This window comes from Lysinibacillus sp. FSL M8-0337, assembly GCF_038593855.1.
Classification (GTDB): domain Bacteria; phylum Bacillota; class Bacilli; order Bacillales_A; family Planococcaceae; genus Lysinibacillus; species Lysinibacillus sphaericus_D.
Genome location: NZ_CP151996.1, coordinates 218,167 through 230,190, shown reverse-complemented (window position 1 = coordinate 230,190; position 12,024 = coordinate 218,167). Strand labels below are relative to the sequence as shown.

Annotated in this window: 3 protein-coding genes, 21 tRNA genes and 3 rRNA genes; 1 reads left to right on the top strand and 26 read right to left on the bottom strand. The window is 45.7% G+C overall.

The genetic code is table 11. The annotated features are described in order from the left end of the window. Nucleotides 1-56: 56 nt before the first annotated feature. On the top strand, nucleotides 57-1,262 hold the full coding sequence (locus MKY08_RS01115) for an MFS transporter (RefSeq protein ID WP_069513044.1): 1,206 nt from the start codon (nucleotides 57-59) through the stop codon (nucleotides 1,260-1,262). A 42-nt stretch (nucleotides 1,263-1,304) separates the two neighbouring features. Here the strand turns inward: MKY08_RS01115 and MKY08_RS01110 are convergent, their stop codons facing one another. From MKY08_RS01110 to MKY08_RS00985, 26 genes are all read right to left on the bottom strand, one after another. Next, nucleotides 1,305-2,351, bottom strand: coding sequence for a nitric oxide synthase oxygenase (locus MKY08_RS01110; protein WP_069513045.1), 1,047 nt, complete (start codon nucleotides 2,349-2,351; stop codon nucleotides 1,305-1,307). A gap of 222 nt (nucleotides 2,352-2,573) precedes the next feature. Next, nucleotides 2,574-2,645: transfer RNA gene (locus tag MKY08_RS01105), tRNA-Glu, on the bottom strand. Between the two features lies 1 nt (nucleotide 2,646). Then, a tRNA-Asn gene (locus MKY08_RS01100) sits at nucleotides 2,647-2,723 on the bottom strand. Nucleotides 2,724-2,735: 12 nt separating this feature from the next. Continuing rightward, a tRNA-Ile gene (locus MKY08_RS01095) sits at nucleotides 2,736-2,809 on the bottom strand. 4 nt (nucleotides 2,810-2,813) lie between these two features. After that, nucleotides 2,814-2,887: transfer RNA gene (locus tag MKY08_RS01090), tRNA-Gly, on the bottom strand. Nucleotides 2,888-2,895: 8 nt separating this feature from the next. Beyond that, nucleotides 2,896-2,968, bottom strand: a tRNA-Phe gene (locus MKY08_RS01085). 6 nt (nucleotides 2,969-2,974) lie between these two features. Continuing rightward, nucleotides 2,975-3,067, bottom strand: a tRNA-Ser gene (locus tag MKY08_RS01080). A gap of 15 nt (nucleotides 3,068-3,082) precedes the next feature. Then, nucleotides 3,083-3,158: transfer RNA gene (locus MKY08_RS01075), tRNA-Ala, on the bottom strand. Between the two features lie 14 nt (nucleotides 3,159-3,172). Continuing rightward, nucleotides 3,173-3,249, bottom strand: a tRNA-Pro gene (locus MKY08_RS01070). Between the two features lie 9 nt (nucleotides 3,250-3,258). After that, nucleotides 3,259-3,335, bottom strand: a tRNA-Arg gene (locus MKY08_RS01065). Between the two features lie 13 nt (nucleotides 3,336-3,348). Next, nucleotides 3,349-3,437: transfer RNA gene (locus tag MKY08_RS01060), tRNA-Leu, on the bottom strand. Between the two features lie 5 nt (nucleotides 3,438-3,442). Then, nucleotides 3,443-3,517 (bottom strand) — tRNA-Gly (locus MKY08_RS01055). Between the two features lie 51 nt (nucleotides 3,518-3,568). Beyond that, nucleotides 3,569-3,650 (bottom strand) — tRNA-Leu (locus tag MKY08_RS01050). Nucleotides 3,651-3,658: 8 nt separating this feature from the next. Then, nucleotides 3,659-3,731: transfer RNA gene (locus tag MKY08_RS01045), tRNA-Lys, on the bottom strand. A gap of 15 nt (nucleotides 3,732-3,746) precedes the next feature. After that, nucleotides 3,747-3,821, bottom strand: a tRNA-Gln gene (locus tag MKY08_RS01040). An 11-nt stretch (nucleotides 3,822-3,832) separates the two neighbouring features. Next, nucleotides 3,833-3,908: transfer RNA gene (locus tag MKY08_RS01035), tRNA-His, on the bottom strand. Nucleotides 3,909-3,944: 36 nt separating this feature from the next. Then, nucleotides 3,945-4,018 (bottom strand) — tRNA-Trp (locus tag MKY08_RS01030). Between the two features lie 14 nt (nucleotides 4,019-4,032). Further along, nucleotides 4,033-4,116: transfer RNA gene (locus MKY08_RS01025), tRNA-Tyr, on the bottom strand. A gap of 6 nt (nucleotides 4,117-4,122) precedes the next feature. Beyond that, nucleotides 4,123-4,198, bottom strand: a tRNA-Thr gene (locus tag MKY08_RS01020). 9 nt (nucleotides 4,199-4,207) lie between these two features. Further along, nucleotides 4,208-4,280, bottom strand: a tRNA-Asp gene (locus tag MKY08_RS01015). An 11-nt stretch (nucleotides 4,281-4,291) separates the two neighbouring features. Continuing rightward, nucleotides 4,292-4,366 (bottom strand) — tRNA-Met (locus tag MKY08_RS01010). Nucleotides 4,367-4,392: 26 nt separating this feature from the next. Further along, nucleotides 4,393-4,468, bottom strand: a tRNA-Val gene (locus MKY08_RS01005). Between the two features lie 13 nt (nucleotides 4,469-4,481). Continuing rightward, a 5S ribosomal RNA gene (rrf, locus tag MKY08_RS01000) occupies nucleotides 4,482-4,597 on the bottom strand. Nucleotides 4,598-4,664: 67 nt separating this feature from the next. Beyond that, nucleotides 4,665-7,592: ribosomal RNA gene (locus MKY08_RS00995) — 23S ribosomal RNA — on the bottom strand. A gap of 242 nt (nucleotides 7,593-7,834) precedes the next feature. Next, nucleotides 7,835-9,386, bottom strand: a 16S ribosomal RNA gene (locus MKY08_RS00990). The 16S, 23S and 5S rRNA genes sit together here with 21 tRNA genes alongside, the layout of an rRNA operon. 717 nt (nucleotides 9,387-10,103) lie before the next feature. Next, nucleotides 10,104-11,960: an SLC13 family permease gene (locus MKY08_RS00985; RefSeq protein ID WP_081327859.1), complete on the bottom strand. Its 1,857-nt coding sequence runs from the start codon at nucleotides 11,958-11,960 to the stop codon at nucleotides 10,104-10,106. Nucleotides 11,961-12,024 lie beyond the last annotated feature (64 nt).

The window sequence follows — 12,024 nt, the reverse complement described above, 5'->3', positions numbered from 1 at the left end:
TGATAAAGTGTTATAGTGGTTCGAATTATAATTGTTCTATCAGGGAGGTACTAGTTTTGACAACGAACGAACAATCTACTTATCCTAGCAAAAAGATTAACTGGAAGGGAACAACCCTACTGTTAGTCATCGGTGTAATTTTCCTTGCATCCACATTACGTATGCCCTTAACAGTTGTAGGGCCAATTATATCCTTTATACGTGAAGATCTTGGTATATCCAATGTACTTGCAGGCTTTCTTACAACAATCCCATTACTTGCATTCGCAATTGTATCCCCTTTTGCACCCATCGTTGCAAGAAAACTCGGTCTTGAATTAACACTATTTTTATCAACCATTTTATTAGCTGGAGGCATTGTCCTACGTTCACTTGGAACAACGGGATTACTCGTATTTGGTACAATGATTATCGGTGTCGCCATTTCATTCGGTAACGTCCTTATTCCAGGTCTACTAAAATTAAAATTTCCATACCATGTTGGTTTACTAATGGCGTTTTTTACAATGTCTATGAATTTAACAGCAGGGATCGGGGCTGGTATTAGCTACCCTATAGCCAATGCAGTGCTGGGCTGGCAAGGTGCACTTGCTATTGCTTTAGCGCTAGTCATATTAACAATTGTGATTTGGCTACCCCAATTAAAATTTAATAAGCCCGAATCAACTGTAATCTCTACAAAAGCGCGTATACCGTTGTGGAAATCACCAGTTACTTGGGCAGTTACCGGGGCAATGGGACTACAATCGTTATTATTTTATACTACCGCAGCTTGGATTCCTGAAATTTATATTGCACAAGGCGTAGCCGCGGATCGTGCGGGTTGGATGTTTTCCATCATGCAAATCTCACAAGTGCCCATGGCATTAGTTGTGCCTATAATCGCTAGCAAAATGACATCCCAGCGACCACTCGTTTTAATGTTTACAGCATTTTATATCATTGGTTTTACAGGCGTTGTGATGGAATGGACTAGTTTTGCTGTGTTGTGGATGATATTGCTTGGCTTAGCAGGTGGGGCTTCATTTGCACTTGCCATGATGTTCTTTACATTACGTACACGTACGGCTTTTGAGGCGGCAGATTTATCTGGCTTTGCACAATCCTTAGGTTATTTATTAGCCGCAGTCGGTCCAATTTTATTTGGCTATTTACATGATTTATTTGGCGGCTGGAATATCGCTGGGTGGCTATTTGTTGCCGTTACAGCTCTACTCTTCTTCTGTTCATTTAGAGCTTCTAAAAATGAATATATCAATTAATAAGAGGCAGTTCATTTTCTACAATGAGCTGCCTCTTTATCATTAGTATGGGGGTTTTTGGTAAAAATAATTAGGTGTATGATAGACATTTACATACGGCTTATGGAAAATATGTGTCGTTGCAGGCGATAATGGTGGAATCAACCAAGTCCAGTTGCCTGTTAAATCGCGCCCTGCCTTGTGCTCTGCTTCTTCAAATAGCTTAAATTGCTGTGCTGCGGTATGATGATCAACAATACTTACGCCATCTTCTTTAAAGGAATGAAGAACAGCAATATTTAATTCTACTAGCGCACGATCACGCCAAAGAGATGCTTGCTTTGTTGTATCAAGATTAAAAATTTCTGCTATCTTCGGTAACATATCATAACGGTCATGATCAGCTAAATTCCGTGCTCCAATTTCTGTCCCCATATACCAGCCATTAAAGGGGGCTGCCTGAAAGTCAATACCCGCCATTTGAAAGCGCATGCTCGATATAATTGGCACCGCATACCACTTCATTCCTAGTTCTCCTACCTTAGGATGTTCAGGGTGACGAATCGCAACCTCTAATACATCACCACTCGGGATTGGAAACCATTGCGGTTTACGGCCATCTACTTGGATCACAAGTGGTAGCACATCAAATGGTGTTCTTGCTCCCTGCCAACCAAGTGATTCACACACTTTAGTAAATGCCACCGAATGGGGATCACCAATAATCCCTGCTTCTGTTTCATAACCTGCATAACGTATAAGCTGATGATTCCATATTTTTACTCTATCAGAGGCAAATACCGTTATAGTCGGGCGAATCTTACCACCATTTGTTGCATATTGAATATGGTGAAGTAATTTCTCAAAAATAGCATGCTCATCTAAAACCTCACGTGCATCCTCAACATGAAGTGATTGCCAAAATAATCTCCCAATACATTTATTACTATTACGCCATGCTACTCTCGCGCCAAAAGTAAGCTCTTCCGTTGTAGGAGTATATGCGCCCTCTGTGACAACTTGCTGTAATCTATTTGTAAGCCATTGTTCCGACTCATTTTGTTCCAATTGATAAAGTGCTAAAAAACGTTGTATCTCTTGTAAATTCATGTCGTTTTCCTCCATCTATCCCCATATTAGATGAACAGCATACAATTCACCACGAAAAAATCCGTAAGAAAACATACATCTTTTATATATGAAATACTTTGTTCAAATTTAAACGAAAAATTAAAAGTTAGATGATTTACGCAATACTGAATGCCTTAGTGATAATAATTAAATACTTAAAAACACAAAAAAGCATGTAGCAACAATATGCTACATGCTTGATGACCCCTACGGGATTCGAACCCGTGTTACCGCCGTGAAAGGGCGGTGTCTTAACCGCTTGACCAAGGGGCCGTGGCTCCGAAGGCAGGACTCGAACCTGCGACAACCTGATTAACAGTCAGGTGCTACTACCAACTGAGCTACTTCGGAATATCTTTATAATGGGCCTAAATGGACTCGAACCATCGACCTCACGCTTATCAGGCGTGCGCTCTAACCAGCTGAGCTATAGGCCCCTCTTGGAGCGGGTGATGAGAATCGAACTCACGACATCAGCTTGGAAGGCTGAGGTTTTACCATTAAACTACACCCGCAAAAAGGATGGGTCAGGACGGAATCGAACCGCCGACACTTAGAGCTTCAATCTAATGCTCTACCAACTGAGCTACTGACCCGGAAAATGGAGGAGGTAGAGGGATTCGAACCCCCGCGCGGTGTTACCCGCCTGTCGGTTTTCAAGACCGATCCCTTCAGCCAGACTTGGGTATACCTCCGGAATGAAACAATTATGGTGGAGCCTAGCGGGATCGAACCGCTGACCTCCTGCGTGCAAGGCAGGCGCTCTCCCAGCTGAGCTAAGGCCCCATTTTTTAAAAAGATGGTCGGAATGACAGGATTCGAACCTACGACCCCTTGGTCCCAAACCAAGTGCTCTACCAAGCTGAGCTACATTCCGTTCATTTATTGGCGCGCCCGGCAGGAGTCGAACCCACAACCTTCTGATCCGTAGTCAGACGCTCTATCCAATTGAGCTACGGGCGCTAAATATTAAAAATGGTGCCGAGGGCCGGAATCGAACCGGCACGGTAGTCACCTACCGCAGGATTTTAAGTCCTGTGCGTCTGCCAGTTCCGCCACCCCGGCACATTTGGAGCGGAAGACGAGGTTCGAACTCGCGACCCCCACCTTGGCAAGGTGGTGTTCTACCACTGAACTACTTCCGCATGTGCATAAGATTATTTATTCTGGCAATTATAAATTTGAAATATAGATGATGCGGGTGAAGGGAGTCGAACCCCCACGCCTTGCGGCGCTAGATCCTAAGTCTAGTGCGTCTGCCAATTCCGCCACACCCGCAAATATGATGAGCCATGAAGGACTCGAACCTTCGACCCTCTGATTAAAAGTCAGATGCTCTACCAACTGAGCTAATGGCTCATATTAAGAAATAAATGGCTGGGGTACTAGGATTCGAACCTAGGCATGACGGAATCAAAATCCGTTGCCTTACCGCTTGGCTATACCCCAATATTTTATTATGGGGCGACTGATGGGAATCGAACCCACGAATGTCGGAACCACAATCCGATGCGTTAACCACTTCGCCACAACCGCCATATGTAATATAACAGTAGTCTAACCTAAAAAATTTGGCAGGGGCAGTAGGAATCGAACCCACACCAAAGGTTTTGGAGACCTCTATTCTACCGTTGAACTATGCCCCTATTGAATAAAGAGCTGGTGGAGGGGGACGGATTCGAACCGCCGAACCCTAAGGAGCGGATTTACAGTCCGCCGCGTTTAGCCACTTCGCTACCCCTCCAAGGGATGGTGCCGGCGATAGGAGTCGAACCCACGACCTACTGATTACAAGTCAGTTGCTCTACCAACTGAGCTACACCGGCAAATAAGGACGGTCCCGACCGGGATCGAACCGGCGATCTCCTGCGTGACAGGCAGGCATGTTAACCGCTACACCACGGGACCTTAATTTTATTTGGTTGCGGAGACAGGATTTGAACCTGTGACCTTCGGGTTATGAGCCCGACGAGCTACCACTGCTCCACCCCGCGATAATAGTAATTTCATAATAAATAAATGGTGGAGGATGACGGGCTCGAACCGCCGACCCTCTGCTTGTAAGGCAGATGCTCTCCCAGCTGAGCTAATCCTCCACATAAAAAATAAGCGAAGCGACGTCCTACTCTCACAGGGGGAAGCCCCCAACTACCATCGGCGCTAAAGAGCTTAACTTCCGTGTTCGATATGGGAACGGGTGTGACCTCTTTGCCATCATCACTTCACTTATTCAGTTGAAAGAACTCGTTCTCTCAAAACTGGATAAACGTTCATTGAATGTTTCAAACTTTTTTGGTTAAGTCCTCGATCGATTAGTATTCGTCAGCTCCATGTGTCACCACACTTCCACCTCGAACCTATCTACCTCATCGTCTTTGAGGGATCTTACTTACTTGCGTAATGGGAAATCTCATCTTGAGGGGGGCTTCATGCTTAGATGCTTTCAGCACTTATCCCGTCCACACATAGCTACCCAGCGATGCCTTTGGCAAGACAACTGGTACACCAGCGGTGTGTCCATCCCGGTCCTCTCGTACTAAGGACAGCTCCTCTCAAATTTCCTACGCCCACGACGGATAGGGACCGAACTGTCTCACGACGTTCTGAACCCAGCTCGCGTACCGCTTTAATGGGCGAACAGCCCAACCCTTGGGACCGACTACAGCCCCAGGATGCGATGAGCCGACATCGAGGTGCCAAACCTCCCCGTCGATGTGGACTCTTGGGGGAGATAAGCCTGTTATCCCCGGGGTAGCTTTTATCCGTTGAGCGATGGCCCTTCCATGCGGAACCACCGGATCACTAAGCCCGTCTTTCGACCCTGCTCGACTTGTAGGTCTCGCAGTCAAGCTCCCTTGTGCCTTTACACTCTACGAATGATTTCCAACCATTCTGAGGGAACCTTTGGGCGCCTCCGTTACCTTTTAGGAGGCGACCGCCCCAGTCAAACTGTCCGCCTGACACTGTCTCCTGCCCCGCTAAGGGGCATGGGTTAGAATTTCAATACAACCAGGGTAGTATCCCACCGACGCCTCCTTCGAAGCTGGCGCTCCGAGATCTCTGGCTCCTACCTATCCTGTACAAGTTGTACCAAAATTCAATATCAGGCTACAGTAAAGCTCCACGGGGTCTTTCCGTCCTGTCGCGGGTAACCTGCATCTTCACAGGTACTATAATTTCACCGAGTCTCTCGTTGAGACAGTGCCCAGATCGTTACGCCTTTCGTGCGGGTCGGAACTTACCCGACAAGGAATTTCGCTACCTTAGGACCGTTATAGTTACGGCCGCCGTTTACTGGGGCTTCAATTCGCAGCTTCGCTTGCGCTAACCACTCCTCTTAACCTTCCAGCACCGGGCAGGCGTCAGCCCCTATACGTCACCTTACGGTTTTGCAGAGACCTGTGTTTTTGCTAAACAGTCGCCTGGGCCTATTCACTGCGGCTCTCATGCGCTTGCACGCTCAAGAGCACCCCTTCTCCCGAAGTTACGGGGTCATTTTGCCGAGTTCCTTAACGAGAGTTCTCTCGCACACCTTAGGATTCTCTCCTCGACTACCTGTGTCGGTTTGCGGTACGGGCACCTCTCACCTCGATAGAGGCTTTTCTTGGCAGTGTGAAATCAGGAACTTCGTCCATACGGACTCGCCATCACAGCTCAACGTTACAGTGTGCGGATTTGCCTACACACACGCCTTACTGCTTGGACGCGCACAACCAACGGCGCGCTTACCCTATCCTACTGCGTCCCCCCATTTCTCAAACGGTGAGGAGGTGGTACAGGAATATCAACCTGTTGTCCATCGCCTACGCCTATCGGCCTCGGCTTAGGTCCCGACTAACCCTGAGCGGACGAGCCTTCCTCAGGAAACCTTAGTCATACGGTGGACGGGATTCTCACCCGTCTTTCGCTACTCATACCGGCATTCTCACTTCTAAGCGCTCCACCAGTCCTTCCGGTCTGACTTCAACGCACTTAGAACGCTCTCCTACCACTGACATCGTAGATGTCAATCCACAGCTTCGGTGAATCGTTTAGCCCCGATACATTTTCGGCGCAGCGTCACTCGACCAGTGAGCTATTACGCACTCTTTAAATGATGGCTGCTTCTAAGCCAACATCCTGGTTGTCTGTGCAACGCCACATCCTTTTCCACTTAACGATTACTTTGGGACCTTAGCTGGTGGTCTGGGCTGTTTCCCTTTTGACTACGGATCTTATCACTCGCAGTCTGACTCCCGTGTATAAATATCTGGCATTCGGAGTTTGTCTGAATTCGGTAAACCGGGATGGCCCCCTAGTCCAAACAGTGCTCTACCTCCAGTATTCTCATCACGAGGCTAGCCCTAAAGCTATTTCGGAGAGAACCAGCTATCTCCAAGTTCGATTGGAATTTCTCCGCTACCCACACCTCATCCCCGCACTTTTCAACGTGCGTGGGTTCGGGCCTCCAGTAAGTGTTACCTCACCTTCACCCTGGACATGGGTAGATCACCTGGTTTCGGGTCTACGACCACGTACTAATTCGCCCTATTCAGACTCGCTTTCGCTGCGGCTCCGCCTTCTAAAGCTTAACCTCGCACGTAATCGTAACTCGCCGGTTCATTCTACAAAAGGCACGCTATCACCCATTAACGGGCTCTAACTACTTGTAGGCACACGGTTTCAGGATCTCTTTCACTCCCCTCCCGGGGTGCTTTTCACCTTTCCCTCACGGTACTGGTTCACTATCGGTCACTAGGTAGTATTTAGCCTTGGGAGATGGTCCTCCCGGATTCCGACGGAATTTCACGTGTTCCGCCGTACTCAGGATCCACTCTGGAGGGAATGAACTTTCGACTACAGGGCTTTTACCTGCTCTGGCGGACCTTTCCAAGTCGCTTCATCTAACTCATTCCTTTGTAACTCCGTATAGAGTGTCCTACAACCCCAAGAGGCAAGCCTCTTGGTTTGGGCTCTTCCCGTTTCGCTCGCCGCTACTCAGGGAATCGATTTTTCTTTCTCTTCCTCCAGGTACTTAGATGTTTCAGTTCCCTGGGTCTGCCTTCAAGACGCTATGTATTCACGTCAAGATACTACGCGATTAAACGTAGTGGGTTCCCCCATTCGGAAATCTCCGGATCAAAGCTCACTTACAGCTCCCCGAAGCATATCGGTGTTAGTGCCGTCCTTCTTCGGCTCCTAGTGCCAAGGCATTCGCCGTGCGCCCTTAATAACTTAACCTAGTTATTAAGCCTAAAAACTTAATTTAAAAAATAAATGTGTTTGTTACAATTTCAATGTCGTTTTATCCAGTTTTCAAAGAACAAATTCACTACCTGTTTCTACTTCTTCGCAAATTTGCGACGAAAGCGTAGCGACAGGAGCACAGTTTTGAAGTATTTCATCGTAATGATGAACCTTCAAAACTGAACGCAAAACGTAATCTTACAAACCCAAGGTTTGTATTCCGAAAATATCCTTAGAAAGGAGGTGATCCAGCCGCACCTTCCGATACGGCTACCTTGTTACGACTTCACCCCAATCATCTATCCCACCTTCGGCGGCTGGCTCCAAAAGGTTACCTCACCGACTTCGGGTGTTACAAACTCTCGTGGTGTGACGGGCGGTGTGTACAAGGCCCGGGAACGTATTCACCGCGGCATGCTGATCCGCGATTACTAGCGATTCCGGCTTCATGTAGGCGAGTTGCAGCCTACAATCCGAACTGAGAACGACTTTATCGGATTAGCTCCCTCTCGCGAGTTGGCAACCGTTTGTATCGTCCATTGTAGCACGTGTGTAGCCCAGGTCATAAGGGGCATGATGATTTGACGTCATCCCCACCTTCCTCCGGTTTGTCACCGGCAGTCACCTTAGAGTGCCCAACTAAATGATGGCAACTAAGATCAAGGGTTGCGCTCGTTGCGGGACTTAACCCAACATCTCACGACACGAGCTGACGACAACCATGCACCACCTGTCACCGTTGTCCCCGAAGGGAAAACCATATCTCTACAGTGGTCAACGGGATGTCAAGACCTGGTAAGGTTCTTCGCGTTGCTTCGAATTAAACCACATGCTCCACCGCTTGTGCGGGCCCCCGTCAATTCCTTTGAGTTTCAGTCTTGCGACCGTACTCCCCAGGCGGAGTGCTTAATGCGTTAGCTGCAGCACTAAGGGGCGGAAACCCCCTAACACTTAGCACTCATCGTTTACGGCGTGGACTACCAGGGTATCTAATCCTGTTTGCTCCCCACGCTTTCGCGCCTCAGTGTCAGTTACAGACCAGATAGTCGCCTTCGCCACTGGTGTTCCTCCAAATCTCTACGCATTTCACCGCTACACTTGGAATTCCACTATCCTCTTCTGCACTCAAGTCTCCCAGTTTCCAATGACCCTCCACGGTTGAGCCGTGGGCTTTCACATCAGACTTAAGAAACCACCTGCGCGCGCTTTACGCCCAATAATTCCGGACAACGCTTGCCACCTACGTATTACCGCGGCTGCTGGCACGTAGTTAGCCGTGGCTTTCTAATAAGGTACCGTCAAGGTACAGCCAGTTACTACTGTACTTGTTCTTCCCTTACAACAGAGTTTTACGAACCGAAATCCTTCTTCACTCACGCGGCGTTGCTCCATCAGGCTTTCGCCCATTGTGGAAGATTCCCTACTGCTGCCTCCCGTAGGAGTCTGGGCCGTGTCTCAGTCCCAGTGTGGCCGATCACCCTCTCAGGTCGGCTACGCATCGTCGCCTTGGTGAGCCGTTACCTCACCAACTAGCTAATGCGCCGCGGGCCCATCCTATAGCGACAGCCGAAACCGTCTTTCAGTATTGTCCCATGAGGAACAATAGATTATTCGGTATTAGCCCCGGTTTCCCGGAGTTATCCCAAACTATAAGGTAGGTTGCCCACGTGTTACTCACCCGTCCGCCGCTAACGTCGAAGGAGCAAGCTCCTTCTCTGTTCGCTCGACTTGCATGTATTAGGCACGCCGCCAGCGTTCGTCCTGAGCCAGGATCAAACTCTCCATAAAAGAAATTTGATTAGCTCAAATTGTTTTGCTGGCATCAATTTTGATGTCCAAAATTTTGTTTCGTTCACTAACGAAGTTAGCTACTAAAAACTATATTGATTACGTTTTGCTTGTTCAGTTTTCAAGGTTCATTTCGTCGCCGTTTGTTTTTAGCAACTTTTATATCATAACATTTTATTTTTTTGTTGTCAACAACTTTTTTGAAATATTTTATCTTCTTTCAGAAGCGACAACTTTTATATCATACTATTTACAAACGTTCTTGTCAACACTTTTTTATATTGTTTTTAAGTAGTTTGTAATACTAATGTTACATCGTCTTAGCGACAAGTAATAATTTATCACGATTCTATAACCTTTGCAAGTATTTTTTCTATAAAAATATCAAATTATATTAAAAACCTTTATAAAATTATACTTTATAAATTAGAAAATCGAAAACCTTCCTATATAAGTGCCCAAATTTTTTATTGCCCTATTAATTCTACTTTCTTTCTAAAACGCACATCTTTCTTTACTCGAATGCCTATCTTTACATAAAAGACTATTCCTAAAATAAATAAGTTCTTAATATAAAACAAACCTTATCCTCTTTCTCGTTTTCATTATACAAATTTCTATTTGCTTTAAATCTAATGCCATTGCTTTTCGCTTTCCACTGTAGCTTAACTAACACTACAGTGGAAAACAGCAAGAAACTAAACAAAAATACAAATTCTAAAACGGAAAGAAAAATGGAACTGCAAGCATCATCACAATAAACATAATAACTTGTAATGGTACGCCAATCTTTACAAAATCCATAAATTTATAGCCACCAGCAGTCATCACTAACGCATTAGTAGGTGAGGCAATTGGCGTGGCAAACGCCATACTTGCTGCTACCGCTACACCAATCATAAAGGTTGTAGGATTTGCATCCATTGCAATCGCTGCGTTCATCGCAATCGGCGCAAACAAAACAGCGGTTGCAGTATTACTAATAAATTGACCAAAAATAACTGTCAGTACATATATCCCTATCAGTACCCCGTAAGGACCGTATTTACCAAGAACATCAATTATGCCGTTTGATAAGATAACCATGCCCCCTGTTTTCTCTAAGGCTGTAGCCATCGGAAGCATCGCCGCAACGAGCACAATACTTTCAAAATTCATATTGTTATACGCATCTTCCATATTTCGCAAACAGCCAGTTATAATCATCAATACTGCCCCAACCATAACAGAAATAACAGCAGGGAATACTTCAAAAGCCATGAGCCCAATCATCAGCAGCATAATCGCACCAGCTATTCCTGCTTTACCAGTTGCCGCTGCAACACTCGCATGCTCTTTCGGTTGGCCGACAACAACAACATCCTGTGTCTCTCGAGCGAGCACTAATATTTCATCCCATGCGCCTTGTACTAAGATGGCATCCCCGAATTTCAGCTTATGCGTCACCATATCTTGTAGCTTATAGCCACCTCTATGGTTAATGCCAATAATATTGAGATTATACTTTTCTCGGAATCCTAGTGAACTGACCGTCTCATTAATAAAACTTGAGTTGGGTGTTAATAGTACTTCCGCAATACCAAGATGCTTTGTTACCAACTCATCCGCTTCATTCTCAGTCAATTCTTGCATCACTAAACCATAATCTGCAGTTAAATTACCAATCGCCCCTTCCTCACCTTGTACATAGAGCTCATCTAAAGCATGGATAACACTCGTTGGCCCTGCCATTTCTTGATAGGTCATCGGGAGTAAATTGATTCCATCTTGTGATTTACGGTGAATTTTCATCATACAAAGTCCATATTTTGCGGGAAGCTTTAATTCTGCCAGTGAAGTTCCTATAATTGTAGAATCCTCAGGTACAAACACCTTAAATAATCGATTGTTTAAATCATATTGCTTCATAATTTTCTTTGGCGAGAGCTTATAGCCAGTAGATGTTTGCGTTCTTTTTTTATCATTTGGTAACAGAATATTACGCACAAGCACCAAATATAAAATACCGACAATCATCCCAACTAGGCCAATAGGCGTCACCTCAAAAAAACCAAGCTTCGGATAGCCTTGATCGACTAAAAGCTGACTGACAATTAAATTCGGCGGGGAAGCAATTAATGTCATTAAGCCCGACAAACTAGCGACATAAGAAAGAGGTAGTAAGAACTTCGAAGGACTTTCCTTCATACTGATGGCAATGCTGACAACAATCGGCATCATCAAGGCAACTGTTCCCGTATTACTCATAAAAGCACCTACAGAACCTACAATAATGAGCAATAGTATAAATAACTTGAGCTCGCTATTACCTGACCATTTCAATAATAGTTGTCCAGCCATTGCTGCAAGACCCGTACGCAAAATACCAGCACCAACTACAAAAAGGCCAGCAATCATTAGCACAACCGAATTTGAAAAGCCTGCCAAAGCTTCTGCTGGCGTTAAAATATTAGCGATAACAAATGCGAGAAGAGAGACAATAGCAACAAAATCTGCACGCACTCGATTCGTCATAAATACAATAATCGTCATTCCTAAAATAAGAAATGTTAATGTTAGCTGCACGTAAAGCATTCCTTTCTAACGATAGTAACAACTACATTCTATACGAAAAAAAGCATAAATAACGGAATTCTCC